Genomic DNA, 22,143 nt, shown 5'->3' with positions numbered 1-22,143 from the left:
CGCGGAATGTGCTTGTTCACGAGTGCGCGCACCGTCGCGATCGTCTTCGCACGATCGGCGGGGAGTGAGGCGATGTATTGCGCTGGCGTCTTGACGTTCGATGGTGGTTTCATGGATTCGTCGTCTTCCCGAACGAAGTGTATCACCGAGCGTTTGAAAACCAGCCAGCGGCAGGGGCTGTGAGTATCGCGTAAGTCCTAGCCGTGCGCAAGCACGGCGTCTTTTGTCCGTTCTTAAAGTCATCACCCAGAAGCGAGGGCGGTGGGCGCGTAGAATGGGTGAGCAAAAAGTGAGCGCCGGACCGCGTGAACTTTTTGCTAGTCGGGGTCCCCAGCAAGCCGGGTTTTGGCTTGATGGGGTGAGGACGGCGTAGCAGCCTTGTTTCGCCTGCGGAGCCCTTAGAATGAAGCCCCAGCGCGTGATTGTCAGGGCACGGATTGAGAACCGAGAACTGGGAACTGGGAACTGCTTCACCGCGGATTGAAGATCACGCTCTCGTGAGCCCGATCGAAGAACACGGCATGAAAGAGCGAGACTGGCAAGAGTCCGTCCTCCGGCCGTCGTTGGTCTTCGGGGCCGCTTGGCAGCACTACGATGGGTTGATGGCGCAAAGGCGAATGGGCGATATACATGTCTGTGGTTGTCTGCGCAGCATCGGCAGAGCGGAAGGAATTTGTATGCACAACCATCGTGCAAACGCCAATGCAAGTGTCGGTGTCATGATGCCGCACATCTCCCGCCAGCCGGTCCTGTAAAATCGCGGTTTCTGAGATGCCTGAATCAAGCGCCAGCTTCCACACGCCGCTCCGGGAGGCTTTCGATTCAACGGGAACCAGAACTCGCGATTCAGTAATCTCCACCGGAACAAGAATGCCGCCGGATACCTCTGGAGGTTCCGCAGGATCAAATATCTCCAGCCGACGGTGTTCGTAATCCAGGCGAAAGGAGAACGCCGCCAGAAAGTTCATGCCCAGGATGCCGCGAATGTTTCGATCCAGGCTGCGGAGCTGCTGCAGCGGTCCGGCGAGCGCCTCAAGACGGGTGACGGAAGCCGAGCCGACACGAGTCTCTTCGAGAAAATAACGCGGCACAGGCTCCGAGCCGGTCAGAGTGGTGAGTGAAAGTCGGTCTACTGGTACCAATCCCAACTCTGCAGCCAGGTCGGATTCGATGAGCGTGGTATTGGTTCCGGTATCCACCAGGAAATCAAATGGCCCGTGGCCATTGATAGAGACGCTTACTACGGCCAAATATCCTCGCAGGGTCCGCACCGGCACGCTAGAATGAGTGCTTGCCGCACGTGTGACCAACGGGGAGATGGCGAGTCCAATAAGAATTGCAAAACGCCAGCCCCATTTTCTACGTCTTGAACCTGTGAATACCATATATGGCTCCCGGCCGAAAACCGGCTGGAGCTAACGGTAGCGGTGTCACAGGTAAATGGTCTTGATGGGGTCATGATTTTTGCGTGAGATCTTGTGATGGAATTGTGATGGATACGGAAAACCAGATATTTGAGTTCGACGACGTCTCTGTGGACCCCGCCAATGCAGAGATTCTGAAGGCTGGCCGGCCAGTTGCCGTGGAACCCAAGGCTTTCCGGGTGCTTCTCTTCCTCCTGGAACAAAGAGGACGGTTGGTCGAGAAAGAAGAGCTGCTCTCGGCGGTATGGCCAGGCACGTTTGTGACTGAGAACGCACTCACCCGTGAAATTGCCCTGCTGCGTCGAGTGCTGGGAGACGATAGCAAGGCGGCAAAATACATTGAGACCGTTCCCAAACGCGGATACCGCTTTGTCGCTACGGTCACCGTGCGTGACTACAGTTCCCCAACCTCCGCAAAGGGTGCCGAGATCGGCCCCGCTCCAACCATCAAACCCGCTGCTGGCTTACACCGGGTTTGGCTGCCGTGGGCTCTGCTGGTCGTCGCTGTTGCTATTCTGGCGGCAGGGCTGTTGTGGTGGATATCGATGGCTCTGTTCACCCAGGAACCTCGCGCTCGGCAAGTCACCAGCTCGGAAGGGATGGACATATATCCTTCGTTTTCCCCGGACGGAAATACCGTCGCCTATAGTTCCGATACCGGTGGCAAGTTTGAGATTTACCTGAAGCAACTCACCGCCGGCGGCCACGTGGTGCAATTGACCAGCGACGGCACTCAGAACATCCAGCCCGCTTGGTCGCCCGATGGAGAGCAGATTGCCTTTCATTCACAGGTGAAGGGTGGCATCTGGGTGATGCCCGCCCTGGGAGGAGTGCCACGGCAGATCACTCCCTTCGGCTCCAGCCCCGCATGGTCACCCGACGGCACAGAGATCGCCTTCCAATCCGACACCCCACGCGACCTCTCTGCGATGTCGGCTGTTTCGGTTGGTCCCTCTACCCTGTGGATCGCAAAAATACAAAACGGAGAACGGAGGCAGGTGACCCAGCCCAATGTACCCAGCGGCGGCCATAATTCTCCTGCCTGGTCTCCCGACGGAAAATATCTTGCGTTCACCACCGGCTCTCTCACCAAGGGAACGGCGTTATGGTGCGTTGCGACGGATGGAAGCGATCCAAAGCTGGTTACCTACGGCGGAAATTTCTATAACCCGATATACGCCCATGATGGAAAAAGCCTGTATGTGGCCGCAGTTCGCGGCGCCACGAACTTTGGAATCTGGCAGTTTCCGATCTTCGGTCATACGGTCGCACCTTTGGGCAGAAAAATCTATGCCACGCTTCCCGCCATGAGCCGCGACCTGGCGATCTCCGCCGACGGACGCAAGATTGCCTTCAGCAGCGTAACAACAGTCAGCAACCTCTATTCCCTGCCGATGTCGGCCGCTGAACCCGCAGGACCTCCGGTCGCGATTACCAGTGACACGCGCTTTCGCAAGGCCAATCCGTCGTTTTCCCCAGATGGCCGGCGGCTGCTGTTCGACGTATTCAGCTCCGATCAGGATGGCGGCGTTTGGATCAGTGACGCGAATGGCGCCAACGCCAACCTTCTGCTGCAGAGCTGCCTGGAACCGAAATGGCTTGCCAGCGGGAAAGAGTTTGAGTGTTTTAACGGCGTTAAGCCTGAAGATCGCGACTGTAATGCCCAGGGGTGCGTTCTCCTGGACTTCTGGAAAGTTGATGTGAATACCGCAACTCGCGAGCGCGTCTTAAGGTTGAGGCAGGATGGAGGGTTCTTTAGTATGGCAGACAACGGCAAGCGGCTCGCATTCACCTCGGGAAAAAGCGGCACGCCCAACGTATGGACAGTGTCGCCCGATGACCCAACTCCGCGTCAGCTCACCTTTGATCGTGAACTCTCTGGCTTTCCTGTCTGGTCGCCCAATGGAAAATATCTGGCTCTGGAAGCCCGGCGCGGCGATGATACCTATATCTACCTCATGCAACCGGGCCAGGAGCCGGTGCAACTGACCACAGCCAGAGGTGATAGCTGGCCAAACGGCTGGTCGCCCGACAGCGACAAGATCGTGTTTGCTGGCCGCCGTAATGGCGTCTGGAATATATGGTGGATCTCAACCAGCAGCAAGCTGGAAAAACAACTGACTCCTTATACCGACCCTAACCATTTTGTACGTTATCCAGAGTGGTCCCCGGCCGGCAACGCGATTGTTTATGAGTATGCCGAGAACCGCTCCAACATTTGGATGCTGGAGTTGAGAAGATAGCTAATCCGGCAGATCAATCCAATCGCCAATGATATCCATATGAAGCGCGCTCTCAACCTGGTCCGCCAGGCGATTGATTCTCTTCCGGCGCTCTGCTGTGACAAAAACAAAATCGCCGTCAGCTTCGAGCCCGCGCACAATCCGTGCATTCTTTAAAAAGGCATGGCGAAAGCGATCACAATCGAAGAGACCGTGCACATATGTCCCCCAAATGCAGCCATCAGCACTTTGGGCTCCGTCTTGAATTACAGTATTGCCGTCATGAACACGCCGCAATTCAAAGAGAGGCTGTGCGCCGCCTAGATAATCGGTTTCGCCAAGATGGATCTCATATCCCAAAGCCTCCCGCTCAGGCGTCGGTATACCAAACAATTGGTCTAAGGTCAGCCGGGCAGTAACCTGTGCCGTAACCTTCTCTTTGCTCATGACGGTATTAATCGGCAGAAGCCCTAAGCCTTTGATTTGGCCGCCACCCTCCATACCGTGAGGATCCTCGACCGTTAATCCCAGCATCTGCATTCCCCCGCAGATGCCGATAATCAGCTTATTCTCCCGGTGAGTAAGAATCGCATCTGCGAGCCCCGAATCTTTGAACCAGCGAAAATCCTGGATGGTTTGCTTGCTTCCAGGCAAAATGACTACATCTGCCTGTTCAAGTTGTTGTGGCTCACGGATAAATCGCAAAGAGACGCTTGGCTCGGCCGCGAGTACATCGAAATCTGTAAAGTTTGAGAGATAAGGAAGTGCGACGACGGCAATGCGAAGCTTCCGTGCCTTCCCTTCTCTTTCACCCTTTTGCTCCCACTCGGCAGACTGAAAAGTCCCGTATTTCGACTCCAGGCTGACGCTATCTTCCTCATCCAGGCCCAAATCAGGAATATAAGGGACCACGCCCACGCAAGGTATTCTCAGTCTCTTTTCCATCTCCACAATACCGGGAGTGAGTAATTTCAAATCGCCGCGGAACTTGTTGATCACGAAGCCGCGTATCCGTTCCCGCTCTTCAAGCTCAAGCAACTCCAAGGTGCCCAGCAGAGACGCGAAGGCTCCCCCACGATCAATATCTGCCACCAGCAGGCAGGCAGCATCAGCGGCTGCTGCCATTCGCATGTTGACGATATCTCCGTCTTTCAGATTAATCTCTGCAGGAGACCCGGCACCTTCCATGATGACAAGGTCGTATTTCTCTGCCAGCCGGTGGTAGCTCTCAACCACAATCGGAAAGAGCTCTTGCACGCGATTCAGGTGGTACTCTCCGGCAGATAACTTTTTCCAAATGCGGCCTTGCACAATGACCTGGCAGGATGAATCCGACTCCGGCTTCAACAGTATGGGATTCATGTCGGCCGTAGCAAAAATGCCGGCAGCTTCGGCCTGCAGCGCCTGAGCGCGCCCGATCTCGAGCCCATCAACAGTCGCTGCCGAGTTGAGCGACATGTTTTGCGCTTTGAACGGCGCCACCCGCAGCCCCGAGCGCATGAAAATGCGGCAAAGTGCGGCAGTAAGAATTGATTTGCCAACGTGCGATGCTGTTCCCAGCACCATTAAAGAGCGTGCACTCATAATAAAGGCTTGAACAACCAATTCTACATTCGACAACGACAGTGTTCTGCAAGCTTGGGAGATTTACAGCCAATTCAAGCTCAGGGCCGAGTTGGTCGTGCTCTCCGCCTGTGACACCGGACGAGGACAAGCCATTGCCGGTGAGGACCTGATCGGACTTACGCGCGCCCCGCAATATGCCGGGGCGCGGTCAATCATAGCCAGCCCGTGGACGGCGGACGACCAGAGCACCCTGACTCTGATGGTTGCGTTTCACCGAAACTTACGCAGGGGATTGGTCAAAGATGAGGCCTTACGTCAGGCGACGGCATCGGTGCGAAATGACCAAAGAAGTGCGCATCCTTAATTATTATTATTGGGCGGCTTTTTACCTGACTGGCGACCCCGATAATCCTGGGTTTGGCCGAGGATTCTCAAGCCACGGGACGTTAATTAACGTTAATCTCCCCCTGTTAACTTACTTCACAACATAAACAAATAAGTTGCGCTAAACGATTGTTTTTAGTAACAATCGTTCATCAAGTTTGCGTGGCTGGAGCTAAAATTACATACAACGAACGCATCCTCAAGATTTTAAAGGGTAAAATGCTCTTATGACCGTACCGCATCGTAAAACCAGACGTCAGAACAAGTCCCCTTATCAAATTCAGGTATTGGATCGCGCGCTGGCCGTTCTCAAAGTGCTTTCGCAAGAAGGACCTGATCTCACGCTGGCTCAGGTTTCCAGCCTGCTCCATTTGCATAAGAGCACGGCCCACCGTCTCATCATGGTCCTTGAAGGACACAAGCTCATCGAGAGAAATTCAAAAAACGGTACGTATCGTCTTGGGATGAAGCTCTTCGAGTTGGGAACCAGGGCTGTCTCGCAGCTTGATTTGCGCGAACGTGCGCGTCCTATTCTGGAACGGTTGGTCCGCGATACCGATGAAACCGTTCACCTCTGCGTCTATGACAATGGTGAAGTGGTCTACGTAGATAAAGTAGAGCCCGCCCGCAGTGTTCGGCTGGCTTCAACTGTGGGACGCAGGCATCCAGCTTTTTGCACTGCCGTGGGAAAATCCATGATGGCTGTCATGCCGGAGGAACAAATTGAAGCTGCCGTGCACAAGCATGGCTTGCGTCCTCTCACGCGAAAAACCATCGGTTCTTTAAGTGAACTCAAGTCCGAATTGGCGAAGGTACGCAAACTCGGCTATGCCGTAGACAACGAAGAGAACGAGGAAGGTGTATGTTGCGTTGGCGCCGTCGTTCGCAATGCCTCCGGAGACCCGGTGGCCGCGATCAGTGTTTCAGGACCTTCGTTTCGCCTGCCCGCTTACAAAATCCCGATTGTCGCCAAATCGGTAATTGCGGCAGCTAATGTGTTGTCGGAAGATCTCGGCTACCATGACTCCTTAGAGAGCACCGAGGAGGACGAAAAGCGTTTCAAGACCGTTCGCCCGCAATTGGTCAACGCATAAGGAAATCATTACTATATTAGTGCATGAAAAGAGGAGGCCAATTTGGCCTCCTCTTTTAGTTTGCTGTTTAGATTTGGATATTGCATCAAAGCTATTATTTCGTCAGTTGCTCGTTCATGATCAGGAACGCTCCCAAGCCGTGGAAATCGTTGGTGGCTCTGGGCCGGGCGAGGTAAAACGCAAGATTTCCGACGTTTGTGCCGATACATATTTGCGTCAGGTTGGTCATACCGCTTCCATCCAGAGAGATTCTCTGCAGCACACCCTGATATCCCTTTTGCGCCACGCTCAAGAAGCTGGGATCCACGTAACCTCTTTCTACTGCCCTGGAAATCACGTAGGTATACATACTGGAAGACGAGGTTTCGGTAAAGTTGCCAGCCACGGATGGTTTGTCTACAACCTGAAACCAACGGCCCGTAGCGGGGTCTTGCCACTTTGCTATCCCGCTGATGATTTTTTGCAGGATGGCAATCAACTGCGGCCGATGTGGATCATTGGCCGGCAGAATTTCCAGCGCCTCGATGGTTGCCATCGAGTACCAACCCATCGCCCGGCACCAGACCTCCGGCGAACGGCCTGTGGTCTTGTCGGCCCAGCTCTGCGTTCGGCTCTCATCAAAGGCGTGGAACAGAAGCCCGGAGGAGATTGTGCCGGTGGAGGTATCCTGCAAATGGCTGGCATAAATCTCCAGTTGGCTGCCGACCTCGTTGTTGGCATACACGCTGTCGTTGGCGAGTTGACCATAGCGAATCAGTCCTGGAAGCACCATGAACGTGCCGTCTCCCCAAAGTTGATGTTGCCGGCTGGTGGCATGCCAGAAGCCGCCGTCGCTGGTTCTCGGATACGTGTTAAGGCGGGCCCTCATGTGGCCAGCGGCGATTCTGTACTTGGCTAGCCCGGTTTCCTGGAACAGATCAAGCAGTACAACGATAGGCTGCATGCTGTCCAGGCTGCTGAAGCCGTTGTTGATGTTCCCACTGCTGTCCACGAACCGGTCTGCCCAGGCTTGGATGAACTGCAGATAGCTTGGGTTCCTGGTGCGCTTAAAGACCAGATACTGCCCGTGGAGATACAGACCCACGGGATAGCTCCACCCGCCGATCGTCGCAGGAGTAAACCGTTTCATGGTGGAGTCAACAACGGCCACAGACCAATCGGTGCCGGTGGTTGGAGAGTGTACAGTCAAGTTCACACTGGTTGCGTGCGACAAGCTGCTGCTGTCACCCGTGATGGTCAGCGTGGAAGTGGCGGCAGGAGTTGAACTCGATGTCGTAACGTTGAGTGTCGAACTGCCTGAACCGGTAACCGAAGTCGGATTGAAGCTGGCACTCGCACCTGTAGGAAGTCCCATAGCACTGAGGGCGACATTACCGTTGAAGCTATTCTGCGGCGTCACCGCAACCGTGTAGCTGGTGCTGTTCCCTGCTGTGACTGTTTGTAAAGCAGGCATCGCTGAGAGTATGAAGTCGGGCACTCCTGCCGAGTTCACATTCAATGTCACCGAGGACGAATGCGTCATAGCACCGCTGGTTCCGGTGATCACCAGACTGTAGCTGTTTGCCGCAGTCGTACTAACCGTGGAGACCGACAGTACAGATGATCCCGCGCCGCTTACAGAAGGCGGACTAAAACTATTGCTGGCGCCGCTCGGTAATCCGCTGACGCTGAAGTTCACGCTGCCGTTGAACCCATTCACTGCACCGACGTTCACCGTATAAGTTGTGCTGCCCCCGGCCGTAATCGTCTGCGAGGCCGCTGTGGCTGATAGCGTGAAGTCGGGTGGAGGAGGCGTGCCTCCAATCGCAAAATTGCACACAGCCAGCGATCCTGCGGCGGCGCCTACGAAAACCCCGAGGTTATTGAGACTGGTCACCGTGTTCTGTTCGGTGCGGAAGTGGAAATCGCTGCCGATGGTCAGCTCCGATCCTCCTGGGGGAGTCACAAAGATCGAATAGGAATGTGCCGGCACGTTCACCACCAGGCGGAAGTGATAGGTCGAGCCTCCGGTGTACGGGACGTTGGTCTGTGAAGCGTAGGTTGCGCCGTCGCGCGCCAAGATTGTGCCCGCCGTACCGTTAAACGCAACCAGATTGGCAAATGCAGTGTAGGCAGTCCCGGCGCCATGCGAGAGTCCGACCACGCTGTTCATGTTGCTGAGTGCAGGCGTGGCGTCAAAAGTAGCAGTAAAGTTTCCGGTCTGAGCTGCGAACGGGGCATTGACCCACCCGCCGCCTCCGCTGGCAGTCGCGCACTGGGCTACGCTCTTGCCAGCAAATGTCGCCATCAGTAACCCGCACAGGAATACTGCTGTAAATGACATGCGTTGCATCTTCATTGTTCTCCTCTTTTCGGCGTCTGCAATTGCTGGGATCAAAATGGGCATTTGTTGTCACAGCACCGTGAAATTGCAAACGGAGATTGAATTTGTGGAGCACCCGTAAAGTTGCTCACAGATTCAGTTGCATCACTATGCTCTGCCCGTGCGGAAGGCAAAATTGGAATCTGGCGTCTGCTCCACCCCACTCGAAGCAAGACAAATCGGATAAAGGATCGGCCGGCGTTATGCCGTTAAAAGCTTTATGCTGCTGGCAAAATCTACAGTTTTCTTGCATTTCCGTCAAATTAAAACCATCAAACAATAGGTTTTGCAAAACTTAACGGTGCAGCAGCTCGAAAATTCGCCCTCACCTTCATCCTCTTCTCTCTATATATATATGCGATGTAATGGAGTGCTGAAAACGCTGCAGTAACGCGGTTCTAGACTAGGTTTGGTTGGCAGCTCTATAGATGGCTTCCACCAGGGCAACACTTCGCCGGCCCTCGCGGCCATCACAAATAGGCTGGGTATTGTGTTCGATGGCATGGATAAAATCTTCAATTGCGGATTGGTGCCCGCGTACATCGCTCACCACCGGCGAAGTAGAGCTGGGATTCTGGTCGGTTTCGGCAGTACTGATCGGCCCCTCATACGGATTGCGAAGATTAATCGCGATGATGCGGTCTTGCTCGAGAATTATCGTGCCTTCCGTGCCGGTGATCTCCACCCGGCGCGGATAGCCGGGATAAGCAGCCGTGGTTGCCTGCAGCAAACCCAGGGTTCCGTTGGCAAATTCAAGCAGGGCCAGGGCAGTATCTTCGACTTCGATCTTATGCAGCATCGCCGCTGTGCGCGCCTTTACATTGATCACGTCTCCTAACAGCCACAGCAACAGGTCTACTGTGTGGACACCCTGATTGATCAGCGCACCTCCGCCGTCGAGCGCTTTGGTACCTCGCCAGTGCGAGTTGCTGTAGTAAGCCGGTGGCCGGTACCACTTTACACGGGCATCAACCAGCAGCGGCTTGCCGATAAGCCCATCACCAATGAGTTGTTTCAACCGGCGAATATCCGGCTTGAATCGGTCCTGGAAGGTAACGCCTAGTTTTACCCCGGCTTTCTCGCATTCAGCAATCAAGGCGTCGGCGCGCTCGGTGCTTATATCAATCGGTTTCTCGGTGAGCACATGCAGCCCTTGCCGGGCGGCCGCAATTCCCTGCTGCGCATGCGCTCCCGATGGGCTGCCCAAAATCACCATCTCCATGGGGCGGTGGGCAAGAAAAGATTCCAAATCACGATAGGTTACTCCGCCATGTTCGCGGCTCAAATGGTTGACCTTTTCTGCATTGGTGCCATAGTGCGCTACGACCTCCGCGCCTGGAATTCCCTTTACGGCACGGGCATGAGTGTCACTGATATTGCCTCCGCCAATCAGCCCCACACGGATTTTCATAGGGGGTTATCACTCCCGTCTTTCATTTGCTATCTAAGGTCAGCTATTTGTCTTTTATTGCCAACCGCCTAAAAGGCTCATAAAAGACGGGGTATTCGGCCTTTCGGCCTCAAAACCCTACTGGGTTAATCGTTGCAAAAAACTTGCCCGTTCGTTTAACAAATCTTAAGATTTCGTTCAGCAATTTCGCGTTATCACTAACTGGGGCTTCTGGTGTAATGTTGAATAAAGACTTTAACAGTAGTCCAATGACAACAGTAGTCCAATGACAAGTGAATGACTTTCATTAATAACAATTTTTTGCTCGAAAACGAAGCTGCGCGCCATCTTTACCGGCAATATGCGGAGGCGCAACCTATCATTGATTACCACTGCCACCTCTCGCCGAAAGACATTGCTGAGGACCGCCGGTTCAAAAACCTGTTTGAAATCTGGCTGGAAGGCGACCACTACAAGTGGCGGGCTATGCGCGCGCACGGGATTGCCGAGCGCTATTGCACCGGCGACGCCGAGCCCTATGAGAAATTCATGGCTTGGGCGGGCACGGTGCCCCATACGCTGAGAAATCCGCTCTATCACTGGACCCATCTGGAGTTGAAGCGTTACTTCGAGATTGACGAACTGCTCGATGAAACCACAGCCCCGGCAATCTGGAGACGCGCCGACGAATTCCTGGCCAGCGAAGAGTACACCACGCAAGGTATTCTGAAGAAGTTCCGTGTTGAGGTCCTTTGCACGACCGATGATCCAATCGATGACCTTGAACCGCACAAAAAAATTGCTGCCTTAAAACTGGTGCCGCGGGTGTATCCGGCGTATCGTCCCGATAAAGCGCTCGACGTGCACCAGGCGGAGAGATTTAATTCCTGGGTTGAAAACCTGGCCGAGGCCGCCAACGTCCATATCAGCAGCTTTAAGGACTTTCTCGACGCGTTGCGAAAACGGCATGACTACTTCCACAAAATGGGATGCAGGCTTTCCGACCACGGATTGAGCTACTGCTATGCCGACTTCTGCTCTGAGCAACTTGCTGCCGGAATTTTCGCCAAGGTGCGCTCCGGGCAGCCGCCCAGCCCGCAAGAACATTCTCAGTTCGCGTCTTTCATGATGCTCTTCTTTGGGCATCTTGATTCGGAAAAGGGCTGGACCAAACAGCTCCACTTGGGTGCACACCGCAATGCCAACACGCGCATGCTCAAGGGCCCCGACGTCGGATTGGATTCCATCGGCGACTGGCGACAGGGAGAGTTGCTCGGAATTTTTCTGGACCGGCTCGACCGGGAAAATGCTCTTCCCCGTACGATTCTTTACAATCTGAACCCCGCCGATAATTATCTGTTTGCCACCATGGCTGGGAACTTTCAGGATGGAACCATTGCCGGGAAAGTCCAGTTTGGCACCGCCTGGTGGTTCCTGGATCATAAAGAAGGCATGGAGTGGCAGATCAATGCGCTCTCCAATATCGGGTTACTTTCGCACTTCGTGGGTATGCTGACGGATTCACGGTCGTTCATGTCGTATCCGCGCCATGAATACTTCCGGCGTATTTTGTGCAACTTACTGGGCCGCGATATGCAAGCCGGGCTGGTTCCTGATCGGGAAGACCTGATCGGCAGAATGATTGAAAATATCTGCTATTTCAACGCCAGGCAGTATTTCGGACTTGAGCTTCCTTCTCGTGAAGGCGTCCGCGAAGTAGCCGTCTCCAAGAGCGTTTAGAAAACGTGTCACTGTTGTTCGAAAGACCGGGGAACCCATAACCGTGTGTTCCCCGATGTATTTTTAAAACCCAGCACCTGGTTTGCTGCTTTTCGCGCTACTTATTGCTTTTTGTTGAGCCTTTGTGCCCGCTGGAAGAAGCCGGCCGCAACGCCACCGCGATTGCCTTCGCTGCAAGCGGCCCCATGATTTCATACCCGGCGTCGTTGGGATGCAACCCATCGTAGGTAAGCTCCTGCTTGAACATCTTCTTATCATCCAGCATGGCCGAGTAGTAGTCGAGGTAGACTAAACCATTTTTAGCGGCATAGTCTTTCATCCACGCATTCAGCTCGACAATTTTCTCCGGAGGCCGTCGTGCCGTCTGCGGTTTGATGTAGTCACACACTGGCAGAAGCGAGGCCAGCACCACGCGAATCCCATTCGCCTTGGCGAGCTCTGCCATTGACGTCAGGTTGTCTTCAATGGCCTCCATTGTGCTCGGGCCGGTATTGCCGGCAAGATCGTTGGTTCCAGCCAGAATCACAACTACCTTTGGCTTTAACGCAATTACATCCGGTCGAAAGCGGATGAGCATTTGCGGCGTCGTCTGGCCGCTGATGCCGCGATTGACATAGGGCTTATCGGGAAAAAACTTGCCGTACTTGCGCCCCCATCCGTCGGTGATAGAGTCGCCCATAAAAACGACGCGTTTTTCTGCCGCGGAGGGTGGTTGCACCTGGGCGTCAGCATCGCGATAACGACCCAGATTCGGCCAGTCTTTCAATTTATCTTGCGCACTCTTCAGCTCGGCCTGCAGCTTCGACAAATCAGAAGACTCCGCCGCTGGTGTGGGCTGCGCTGAGGATTGAGCTTGGGCTTGGGCCAAGATTATCTTTTCAGAGCCAGCGGAGTCTTGCGCCTGCATACTCATCGAAAACAGCAGAAACAGCAATACCAAAGCCAGACTAAAGACCGAACTGACGCGACGAAAAAATCTCATGTCTCTTTTTCCTCCAGAATAAAATTCAAGATTATTCACACAGGCTTACACGCACACTCTATGCGCAACTCAGCAACCGCGCCGCGTGTGGCGCCATATCTTTATCTTAAGAACACCATCATGCCGGCCAAGTTCCTCTCCGCTCCAATAATCTTTATTCAGGTTGGATTTGGGAAGCTGGAAAGATAATGTTCGCAGTTTATCGTCCCCATTGAACAGGCACACCATCATAGCATCGGGAAGTTTCACAAGGCCGACGTGGAACGGAGTCATCCACAAAATCAGCAGGAACTCCGGTGGGCGGTAGTACCTTCTTCAGCATTTCCAGGCGGTTCTTGACACGTCCATCTCATCCGTGACAATCTCTCTACGCATACCATAAAAGATATATTTCAACAGATAAAATAGAGAGATGTCGCGCTTTTGAACCGTATCAGGGTGAACCAATAAATTGCATTCTGCGCATATCATCAACGGGGAAAATCGCTTACCCGCATCGGCTTTGGCTGTACGGTCATCGAGTATGATTGAGAGTTTGCCGATTGATGAGGAGAAACTCACATAGCTAAGATGACCCAACTCGTTCCTGACGTCATACCGGCTGCCAGTGGGACACAGGCCAAAGTGTTGAGAATCCACCCTCAGGATAACGTCCTGGTCGCGCTCACCGACTTAAGAAAAGGTGAGATCATCCCTACCCCTGATAAAGAATACGTTCTGCAGTCTGACGTATCTGCCAAGCACAAGTTCGCCACCCAGGATCTGAAAGTTGGTGACGCCGTCGTAATGTATGGCGTGCGCGTGGGCAAGGCGGTTGAAGTTATCCGCTCAGGAGAAGCGGTTACAACTCGCAATACGAAGCATGATGCAGCCACGGTTGAGGGCAGGACGGCAACCTATCATTGGACCGCGCCCGATGTCTCCCGCTGGAAGCTGCAGACATTCATGGGTTATCGCCGTTCTGACGGTCAGGTCGGCACACGCAATCACTGGCTGGTTGTGCCCCTGGTGTTCTGCGAGAACAGGAATGTTGCTTACATCAAAGAGGCATTTGAAAAAGAATTAGGATTTGCACCAACCCAGCCCTATAGCAGCCAGGTCGCTGACTTGGTGAAGCTCTATCATGAAGGCAAAACCAAGGAACTCCAGGAATTCCGCGGCGAAGCCACGCGTGAGGCTGCGCGAAATCGCAGAGTATTTGCGAATATTGATGGAATTAAATTTCTTACTCACGAAGGCGGATGCGGCGGCACGCGCGAAGACTCCAACAGTCTTTGCGGCCTGTTGGCCAGCTACATCCACCATCCCAACGTCGCTGGAGCAACAATTCTGAGTCTGGGCTGCCAGCACGCCCAGGTGCCAATTCTGCAGGCAGAGCTGAAGAAGCGTAACCCTAATTTCAACAAGCCATTGATTGTGCTGGAGCAACAGCAAAGTGGAACTGAGTTCGAGATGCTTTCGCAGGCCATCCGCCAGACCTTCCTGGGTTTGGTGGAAGCCAATAAATGCGAACGCACACCCGTGCCACTCTCCGCTTTATCAGTTGGTTTGAAGTGTGGCGGGTCAGATGGATTTTCTGGAATCTCCGCGAATCCTGCGATTGGTCATGTGGCAGACGTTATGGCCGCCCTGGGCGGCAAAGGAATATTGTCGGAATTTCCCGAACTTTGCGGCGTGGAGCAGGAGCTGGTCAACCGCAGCACCAGCGATGAAGTTGGTCAGCGTTTTCTGCAGTTGATGCGCGCCTACGAAGCCAGGGCTGAAGCCGTTTCTTCTGGGTTCGATATGAACCCGTCTCCTGGAAACATTCGCGATGGACTCATCACCGACGCAATGAAATCTGCGGGAGCGGCGAAAAAGGGTGGCACATCGCCGGTTACCGCAGTCCTCGACTTTCCCGAATATGCAACTGAACCAGGATTGAATCTGCTGTGCACGCCGGGCAACGACGTTGAAGCCGTGACCGGACAGGTTGGCGCCGGCGCCAGCATCGTGCTTTTCACCACCGGGTTAGGCACTCCGACGGGCAATCCCATCGCGCCCGTGGTCAAGATTTCAACCAACTCGCGGCTCGCGCAGCGCATGCCTGACATTATTGATATCGATACGGGGCCTGTCATTTCGGGGCAAAAAAACGTCGAGCAGATGGGCGAAGCGATTCTGGAACTCATCGTCAAGGTTGCGAACGGAGAGATCCACACCAAAGCCGAGCGGCTGGGACAAGATGACTTCATTCCCTGGAAGAGAGGAGTTTCCCTCTGAACGAGCTACACAGTAACGGAACATTCAGGCTTGAAGGCAGGGCTGCCGTCATCACGGGAGGCGCCAGCGGCATCGGCCGCGCCATTGCTGAGACCTTCGCTTCACACGGAGCCCTGGTTCATATTGTCGACTTGGATGAGAATCTGGCCAAGGCGGTCGCTGCAGAGATCAGCAAGACCGGCGGCAAAGCAGCAGCGTATGGTTGCGACGTCACCCTTCGGGAAAGTGTCAAGAACACATTCGACAAGATCAGGCAGGAAGGGTCCATTGAAATCCTGGTGAACAGCGCCGGCATCGCTCATATCGGCAAGCTGGAAAATACCACGGAAGAAGATTTCGACAGGATCTTCCGCGTGAACGTGAAGGGTGTCTACAACTGCATGTTCACCTGCATTGAAAAAATGAAGGAAAACCGTCGTGGCGTAATTTTGAATCTGGCGTCCATTGCCGGCACCGCCGGGCTCTCCGAACGTTTCGCCTATTCCATGAGCAAAGGCGCGGTGCTCTCCATGACACTTTCTGTGGCGAAGGACTACATAAGCTACAACATTCGCTGCAATTGCATTTCGCCGGCGCGCGTGTTTACCCCATTCGTGGATCAGTTTGTGAAGAAAAACTATCCCGGACGCGAGAAAGAGATGTTGGAAGAACTGGCTCACTCGCAACCGATGGGCAGAATGGCACGGCCGCAGGAAGTGGCTTCGCTGGCGCTGTTCCTGTGTTCAAACGAAGCATCTTTTATCACCGGGACCGATTATCCCATTGACGGCGGTTTCTTCAACATCCGCTGAGCCATGATGCATGGTAGAGACGTAGCTTGTTACGTCTCCTGCTATCTAATAAAGATATGGGCCTCGGACTAAGGTGGTTTCAGTTTAAACGAATACCGGCGTGCTTGTTTGTGGTCCAAACTCTTGATCTTGCATGAAAATTGATTCGCACCAACATTTCTGGCGGTACGACCCTGTCCGGGACCAGTGGATCAACGACCATATGGCCGTTTTGAAAAGAGATTTCCTGCCGCAGGATTTGAGCCAGGAACTCAAAGCCAGCGGCATGGACGGCTGCATCGCCGTGCAGGCCGATCAATCGGAGAAAGAAACGCAGTTCCTTCTTGACCTGGCTGAGAAAAACGAGATCATCCGTGGAGTTGTAGGATGGGTAGATCTTTGTTCCCCCAATATCGCCGAACGCCTGGAATTTTTCTCGAACTATGACCAGTTGTGTGGCTTCCGGCACATCGTCCAAGCTGAGCCCGATGATCGCTTTATGTTGCGCGAGTCCTTCCTGCGAGGCATTGAGCATCTAGGTGAATTCGGCTTTACTTACGATATCCTCATTTACACTCATCAGTTCCCTGCTGCCATTGAACTCGTCAACAAATTTCCCTATCAGCCTTTTGTGCTCGATCACCTGGGCAAGCCTCCTATCAAAGCCAAACAGTTTCAGCCCTGGGCGCAACACATAAAGGCTCTGGCTTCGAATCGCAATGTCTATTGCAAAGTTTCTGGCATGGTGACCGAGGCTGACTGGCAACATTGGCAGACTGATGATTTCAAGCCTTATCTGGATTTGCTGTTTCAGACATTCGGAGTCGAGCGGCTGATGTTCGGCTCCGATTGGCCCGTGTGCCTGCTGGCGGGTAGCTACGGCAAGGTCGTGGAGTTGGTTGCAAATTACACGCAGAAGCTTACCGCCCTTGAGCAAAAGAAGATTTTCGGATTAAATGCAATGCGTTTTTATGGATTGTAAAAAGGCTGCGATTCGTTGACGACAGCTCACACGGAGGAAGGGAAATTAATGACCAGTCACTCTGTACCTTTGACCGAACGAAAATATTATTTGCCATTCGTTCTGGTAACCAGCCTGTTCTTTCTTTGGGCAATCGGAGTCAACCTCAATGACGTTCTGATTCCTCACCTGAAGAAGGCCTTCGAACTCACCGACTTTCAATCTTCTCTTATCCAGGTTGCTTTCTTCGGCGGCTACTTTCTGGCTGCCTTCCCGGCCGGCAAGCTGATGGAAAAGATTGGGTACAAGGGCGGCATCGTGCTGGGCTTGCTGATCTGCGCCACCGGGACTCTGCTCTTTTTGCCGGCCGCCAACTCCAGGATTTATGCCTTCTTCTTGTTGGCCCTGTTCGTCATGTCTTCCGGGCAGTCTTTTCTTGAAGTAGGCGCCAACCCGTACGTCACAGTCCTCGGACCGGCTGAGAGCTCCGAACGCCGCTTGAATTTTGCCCAGTCGTTTAACGCCGTGGGAGCCGTGCTTGTTCCCTTGCTAGGATCCGCCTTCATTCTTTCCGGAGTTGAATATACTCACGAACAACGGGTTGCGATGACTCCGCAGCAGCTCAATGCCTACATAGCCTCGGAAGCCAACATGGTAAAGATTCCCTACCTGATCATCACGGCACTCTTCCTGGCGGTCGCTGCGCTCATCTTCTTTTCGCATCTTCCAGAAGTGTCAGATGAAAAGAAGGATGCAAGCGGCAAGCTGGCAAAGAGTTCCGACGACGTCTGGGCCCATCCCCACTTGATCAAGGGGGTGATTGCCCAGTTCTTCTATGTCGGCGCGCAGGTAGGCGTAGGAAGCTTTGTTATCCGTTTCACTAAGCACACCATGCCTGACACACTCGACAAGATTTCTGCTCGATTTGCCGGGACGAAAATAGGAGAGGGCAGATTCTTCGAACGCCTGCAGGCGCACCTCACCCCCAACAGCGTTGAAAAAGCCGCAGCCTTGTTCCTGGTAGCCCACCAATTCGGATTCATGATCGGCCGCTTCTTCGGATCTGCCATCATGAAACGCATCCCTGCGCCAAAGCTCCTCGCTGTTTTCGGGATTGGAGCACTCATTTGCGTTGCCATCGGGATTAGTGCCCCGGGATTGACTTCTGTGCTGGCGATTGTGCTGGTCGGCTTCTTCAATTCCATCATGTTCCCTACGATCTTTGCGCTAAGTCTGAAAAATCTCGGCCCCTTAACCAAGCGCGGATCATCCCTCTTGGTCATGTCAATCATTGGCGGTGCCCTGATCCCCGCTGCCATGGGCGAAATCTCCGATCTCAGCAATATTCGTATCGCCTTCATCATGCCCTTGATCTGTTACGCCTACGTGACCTACTTCGCCATACGTGGTTATAAAACCACGGGGGAGGCCGTCGTAGGAGAAGAAGCGGCCGCATCAGGAGCCTAGACCAATGAAGAAAAAAGCGAGCAAAAAGAAACATGCCAGCAAAACAAATGAACGCTATTGCCTGGCGCTCGATCTCAAGGACGATCCCAAGTTGATCGCGGAGTACAAGAAGTACCACGAGAAAATCTGGCCCGAGATTACCAAGAGCATTCAAGACTCCGGCATTGTGGACCTGGAAATCTATCTATTGGGAACGCGCATGTTCATGATCATGGAGGTCAATAACAAGTTCTCGTTCGAAACCAAGACAAAAGCGGATGCGAGCAATCCCAAAGTCCAGGAGTGGGAGCAACTGATGTGGAAGTTCCAACAACCACTTCCTCAAGCCAAACCTGGCCAGAAGTGGATATTGATGGATAGAGTTTTCAAGCTCGAATCTTAAAGATTTGTTTCATAAACGCGCGCTGTGCGCGCGTCGGTGGAAGCTCCCGGCTTTAGCCGGGGGGATAGATTCAATAAGAATTGGGGCTTTAGCCCCGGAGAAAACAAGATCGTCCAGGAGGAAGCATCATGAACGACAGCAAACTCACACGCCGTACCTGGCTCAAAGGCACGGCATCTGTATTAGCAGCCGCGGCTGCGGCACCAATAAACGCAAGTGCTCTGCTCTATGCGCCCCAGACAACTGCACAGGCCCCAGCCACGCCATCTACCACATCTGCCGAAGATGCCGATCGCGCTCGCCGCATGAAGTGGTGGCACGAAGCCCGCTTTGGCATGTTCATCCACTGGGGTTTGTACAGCGTGCTGGGCAGGCACGAGTGGGTGATGGAAAACGAAGGCATCCCGGTTGCCGAATATGCACCCTTGGCCAAGCAATTCAAGCCTAAGCCCAATGCTGCGCGCGCCTGGGCCAAGCTGGCCAAGCAGGCCGGACAGAAATATATGGTGATGACCACCAAGCACCACGAAGGCTTCTGCAACTTCGATACCAAGACCACCGACTACTGCGCACCGAAGCAGGGTCCAGGCCGCGACTTGGTAAGAGAATATGTTGATGCGGTGCGCGCCGAAGGCCTGCGCGTTGGTTTTTATTATTCCCTGATGGATTGGCACCATCCCGATGGTGCCCGTTGCGCGCAAGATGAAGCCGCCCGCAAGCGCTTCGTGGAATACATTCATACTCATGTGCGCGAGCTGATGACCAACTACGGCAAAGTGGATGTCCTCTGGTATGACGTCTCCTGGCCCCTGGACGCCGCCGGCTGGGAATCGGAGCGCATGAACAAAATGGTCTTCGAACTCCAGCCCGACATCATCGTGAATAACCGCAATAAACTGCCCGGCGATTTCTCCACGCCCGAGCAGCGCATCACCGCGGAAAAAGAGGGACGCGCCTGGGAATCGTGCATGACCTTGAACGACAGTTGGGGATTCCAAAAAGCCGACGATGACTGGAAGTCCTCCAGGCAGGTGATTCGCAACCTCATCACCTGCGCCAAGGACAAAGGGAATTATCTGCTCAATATCGGACCGCGGCCCGACGGATCAATTCCCGAAGAATCTGTCAGCATTCTGACTGACGTGGGCCAGTGGATGGCGCGGAACGGCGAGAGCATCTACCAATCCGATACTTGCCAACCCGGCCGCAGCAACTACGCAAGCTTCTCACGCAAGGGCAACACGCTGTACATGCACACCCACTTCTGGCCGGGCGAGACGGTTGCCTTGAGCGGTCTGCAAACTTCAGTGAAGTCGGCGAAGCTGCTGGCCAGCGGCAAGAATGTGGAAGTCCACCAGGATAAGTTCCGTGTGCGCTTCACCGGTCTGCCAGCGGCAGCGCCCGACCATCCTATAACCACGATCGCTATCGAATGCGAGGCTGAACCGACGCAAGACACAAACATCGTTCGCAATGAAAAGCCGCGAGAGGGAGTGTAGCCCGCTCGCGACTTCATCCAACCGGACCCCTTGTTCTGCCCCGTCGTCAGTCCTCGTCGTCCCGGTCCCGGTCCGTACGTCTGAGTTGAAATGGATTACCGCGTTGGCCGGCGATTACAAACCATGACGTCGCCGCAATGTGGAGGTTTGGATTATAGGAAAAGCCGAATCCAGTGTTCAACACGCTGGATGCCGCCAGCACGCCTTGGCCGTCCGCGATAGTTTTTCCGCCCACCGTCTGCCCCCGGGCCAGGGTCTCCTGGGCCACGCGAATGTTTTCCAGCAGGATGCGTGCCGTGTTTACGTCTCCGTGAAAGCCGGGCAAATCACGCTCGGCGCGCAATCTGCGGGCCAGGAGCGCCGCCGCCAGATGGCCCGTTCCTTCCAACCATACGGCGTTTGGATCAGGCGGAGCCGAGAACTGATCAGAAGGCGCAAGGGCGCGCAGGCTCTGGCTTGCGAAACTCACACCGGAAACGCGGCTGTTGCCTTTGAGCCTGCTGTGAATCGTCTGCGGCGTGTCAGTAGTTGCCAGGTTGGTTTTGGCCCAGTCGAGTGAAGCGGCATGGCTCTTATCCAGGGTTGCCATGAAGGACCACGTCTGCACGTCTTCAGGGATATTGTCCGGACTGATGCTGACCCCATCGGGCGTCGTGCCGGTGAAGAAGAAACCACTGGCGGCATTGAACATGGCGTCAACGAATGTGCGGGCGTGATCCGCCTGACTGGACCAGCTTCCATCTCCGGTCAGCTCTGCGAGCATGGTGAATAACGCAATGCAATCAATGTTCTGCTCAGTCGATTTGAAGAGCAACTTGTTGTTGCCGTTGTCCACGCCAAAGTTGAAACCGCCCGCTCCCCGGGTGTCGAAGGTGTTATTCACGATCCAGTGGCCCAAGCTCGCGGCTCCTTCAAGGAAGCGTGGGTCGCCGGTGTGATGAAAGAGTTGGGCGAGGGCAATTGCAGTCCAGGCCATGTCACCGGTCGCAGATCCCAGAAAAAAGAATGGGAAAAGTGCCAGCCGGAGGAAGACACCCGCGGCATCCGGTTGATCCACAAAATACGCCTGGCGCACCCGGCCGTCGGCGCGGGAGTCGGTCTGCTGGGCGTGCAGCAAGGCTTCGCCAAGAATAGTTGCGCGGGAAATATCGTCCGACCGGCCGCGCAGCAGGTGAGCGAGAATGACAAGCGAATTGTCATAGACAAACCCGGTGGTCTGGAGTCCCTGCTGATCGGCGTAGCTCTGCGAGAGCCGCACCGTCTGGCCCTGCGCATAGGCATCCATCATGGTATTTAAGAAAGAATAGGCACGGCTGAAAGCAGCCGCAAAGGCCCGGTCATCGGGGAACAGCGAATCCACCTCTGAGGCTTCCTGGCCGCGCGCCAGTGGCGCAAAGCCGATGCCGGGGAGAGACGTAACACTTGCCATGGCAGCCAGACCTAACCGGGCAAGCTGCCTGCGTGACATTCCATGTGTGTTCATAGGCACATCCTTTCGTAAAATCGGATCAGGTTCAATTCTGGGAACAACGACTGCTTTCGCGGACAAGGCTAGGTGGGTCATGAGATCCTCAGACCTCATCCGCCTCGCCGCCGTGCGCCGCGGAGGCCTTACAATATCGATTTTGTTAGAAAATT

The 22,143-nt window shown here is 54.3% G+C and carries 16 protein-coding genes; 10 read left to right on the top strand and 6 right to left on the bottom strand.

Going from position 1 to position 22,143, the window contains the following annotated elements; translation table 11 throughout:
* Positions 1-470 precede the first annotated feature (470 nt).
* Entirely contained in the window at positions 471-1,250 is a 780-nt protein-coding gene (locus VK738_14605; GenBank protein HTD23887.1) for a retropepsin-like aspartic protease, read from the bottom strand.
* A 242-nt stretch (positions 1,251-1,492) separates the two neighbouring features.
* Here VK738_14605 and VK738_14600 point away from each other — a divergent pair, with 242 nt between their 5' ends.
* A complete protein-coding gene (locus tag VK738_14600) occupies positions 1,493-3,667 on the top strand; it encodes a winged helix-turn-helix domain-containing protein (protein HTD23886.1) in 2,175 nt (724 codons plus the stop codon).
* Here VK738_14600 and VK738_14595 read toward each other — a convergent pair whose 3' ends face one another.
* Complete coding sequence (locus VK738_14595; GenBank protein ID HTD23885.1) at positions 3,668-5,230, bottom strand: cobyric acid synthase; 1,563 nt, start codon at positions 5,228-5,230, stop codon at positions 3,668-3,670.
* A 46-nt stretch (positions 5,231-5,276) separates the two neighbouring features.
* Between VK738_14595 and VK738_14590 the strand changes: the two genes are divergently transcribed.
* Together VK738_14590 and VK738_14585 are read left to right on the top strand one after the other, a co-directional pair.
* On the top strand, positions 5,277-5,576 hold the full coding sequence (locus VK738_14590) for a CHAT domain-containing protein (protein HTD23884.1): 300 nt from the start codon (positions 5,277-5,279) through the stop codon (positions 5,574-5,576).
* Positions 5,577-5,823: 247 nt separating this feature from the next.
* Positions 5,824-6,690, top strand: a complete 867-nt coding sequence (locus VK738_14585; GenBank protein HTD23883.1) for an IclR family transcriptional regulator — start codon at positions 5,824-5,826, stop codon at positions 6,688-6,690.
* Positions 6,691-6,784: 94 nt separating this feature from the next.
* On the opposite strand, the gene VK738_14580 is transcribed toward VK738_14585, so the two are convergent.
* Positions 6,785-9,028, bottom strand: coding sequence for a glycoside hydrolase family 88 protein (locus VK738_14580; protein HTD23882.1), 2,244 nt, complete (start codon positions 9,026-9,028; stop codon positions 6,785-6,787).
* Positions 9,029-9,455: 427 nt separating this feature from the next.
* Positions 9,456-10,463, bottom strand: coding sequence for a Gfo/Idh/MocA family oxidoreductase (locus tag VK738_14575; GenBank protein ID HTD23881.1), 1,008 nt, complete (start codon positions 10,461-10,463; stop codon positions 9,456-9,458).
* Positions 10,464-10,739: 276 nt separating this feature from the next.
* Between VK738_14575 and uxaC the strand changes: the two genes are divergently transcribed.
* Positions 10,740-12,182 (top strand): glucuronate isomerase, encoded by a 1,443-nt coding sequence (gene uxaC / locus VK738_14570; protein HTD23880.1) that lies wholly within the window; start codon positions 10,740-10,742, stop codon positions 12,180-12,182.
* Between the two features lie 97 nt (positions 12,183-12,279).
* On the opposite strand, the gene VK738_14565 is transcribed toward uxaC, so the two are convergent.
* Complete coding sequence (locus VK738_14565) at positions 12,280-13,164, bottom strand: SGNH/GDSL hydrolase family protein (protein ID HTD23879.1); 885 nt, start codon at positions 13,162-13,164, stop codon at positions 12,280-12,282.
* A gap of 570 nt (positions 13,165-13,734) precedes the next feature.
* Here VK738_14565 and VK738_14560 point away from each other — a divergent pair.
* The 6 genes from VK738_14560 to VK738_14535 all read left to right on the top strand — a co-directional run bounded on the left by VK738_14560 (position 13,735) and on the right by VK738_14535 (position 20,505).
* Positions 13,735-15,426: an altronate dehydratase family protein gene (locus tag VK738_14560; protein ID HTD23878.1), complete on the top strand. Its 1,692-nt coding sequence runs from the start codon at positions 13,735-13,737 to the stop codon at positions 15,424-15,426.
* Complete coding sequence (locus VK738_14555; protein HTD23877.1) at positions 15,402-16,217, top strand: glucose 1-dehydrogenase; 816 nt, start codon at positions 15,402-15,404, stop codon at positions 16,215-16,217. Before VK738_14560 ends, VK738_14555 begins: the two co-directional genes overlap by 25 nt.
* Before the next feature lie 133 nt (positions 16,218-16,350).
* Positions 16,351-17,178 carry an amidohydrolase family protein gene (locus VK738_14550; GenBank protein ID HTD23876.1) on the top strand — a complete coding sequence of 276 codons (828 nt, stop codon included), beginning with the start codon at positions 16,351-16,353 and terminating at the stop codon, positions 17,176-17,178.
* A gap of 48 nt (positions 17,179-17,226) precedes the next feature.
* The gene (gene fucP, locus VK738_14545; GenBank protein ID HTD23875.1) at positions 17,227-18,624 is read left to right on the top strand and encodes an L-fucose:H+ symporter permease; all 1,398 of its coding nucleotides are present in this window, start codon (positions 17,227-17,229) and stop codon (positions 18,622-18,624) included.
* A 4-nt stretch (positions 18,625-18,628) separates the two neighbouring features.
* On the top strand, positions 18,629-19,006 hold the full coding sequence (locus VK738_14540) for an L-rhamnose mutarotase (protein ID HTD23874.1): 378 nt from the start codon (positions 18,629-18,631) through the stop codon (positions 19,004-19,006).
* A 128-nt stretch (positions 19,007-19,134) separates the two neighbouring features.
* Positions 19,135-20,505, top strand: coding sequence for an alpha-L-fucosidase (locus VK738_14535; protein ID HTD23873.1), 1,371 nt, complete (start codon positions 19,135-19,137; stop codon positions 20,503-20,505).
* Between the two features lie 46 nt (positions 20,506-20,551).
* Here the strand turns inward: VK738_14535 and VK738_14530 are convergent, their stop codons facing one another.
* Positions 20,552-21,988, bottom strand: a complete 1,437-nt coding sequence (locus VK738_14530) for a hypothetical protein (GenBank protein HTD23872.1) — start codon at positions 21,986-21,988, stop codon at positions 20,552-20,554.
* Positions 21,989-22,143: the final 155 nt, after the last annotated feature.

This window comes from Terriglobales bacterium, assembly GCA_035487355.1.
Classification (GTDB): domain Bacteria; phylum Acidobacteriota; class Terriglobia; order Terriglobales; family Acidobacteriaceae; genus QIAW01.
Note: the sequence above shows the minus strand (reverse complement) of the source record. Positions and strands in the feature narration are given on the sequence as shown.

Excerpts from the sequence above, each read along its gene's own strand:
- VK738_14600 (HTD23886.1), top strand. The coding sequence starts at position 1,493 with ATGGATACGGAAAACCAGATATTTGAGTTCGACGACGTCTCTGTGGAC.
- VK738_14595 (HTD23885.1), bottom strand. The coding sequence starts at position 5,230 with ATGAGTGCACGCTCTTTAATGGTGCTGGGAACAGCATCGCACGTTGGC.
- VK738_14585 (HTD23883.1), top strand. The coding sequence starts at position 5,824 with ATGACCGTACCGCATCGTAAAACCAGACGTCAGAACAAGTCCCCTTAT.
- VK738_14580 (HTD23882.1), bottom strand. The coding sequence starts at position 9,028 with ATGAAGATGCAACGCATGTCATTTACAGCAGTATTCCTGTGCGGGTTA.
- VK738_14575 (HTD23881.1), bottom strand. The coding sequence starts at position 10,463 with ATGAAAATCCGTGTGGGGCTGATTGGCGGAGGCAATATCAGTGACACT.
- uxaC (HTD23880.1), top strand. The coding sequence starts at position 10,740 with ATGACTTTCATTAATAACAATTTTTTGCTCGAAAACGAAGCTGCGCGC.
- VK738_14565 (HTD23879.1), bottom strand. The coding sequence starts at position 13,164 with ATGAGATTTTTTCGTCGCGTCAGTTCGGTCTTTAGTCTGGCTTTGGTA.
- VK738_14560 (HTD23878.1), top strand. The coding sequence starts at position 13,735 with ATGACCCAACTCGTTCCTGACGTCATACCGGCTGCCAGTGGGACACAG.
- VK738_14550 (HTD23876.1), top strand. The coding sequence starts at position 16,351 with ATGAAAATTGATTCGCACCAACATTTCTGGCGGTACGACCCTGTCCGG.
- fucP (HTD23875.1), top strand. The coding sequence starts at position 17,227 with ATGACCAGTCACTCTGTACCTTTGACCGAACGAAAATATTATTTGCCA.
- VK738_14540 (HTD23874.1), top strand. The coding sequence starts at position 18,629 with ATGAAGAAAAAAGCGAGCAAAAAGAAACATGCCAGCAAAACAAATGAA.
- VK738_14535 (HTD23873.1), top strand. The coding sequence starts at position 19,135 with ATGAACGACAGCAAACTCACACGCCGTACCTGGCTCAAAGGCACGGCA.
- VK738_14530 (HTD23872.1), bottom strand. The coding sequence starts at position 21,988 with ATGAACACACATGGAATGTCACGCAGGCAGCTTGCCCGGTTAGGTCTG.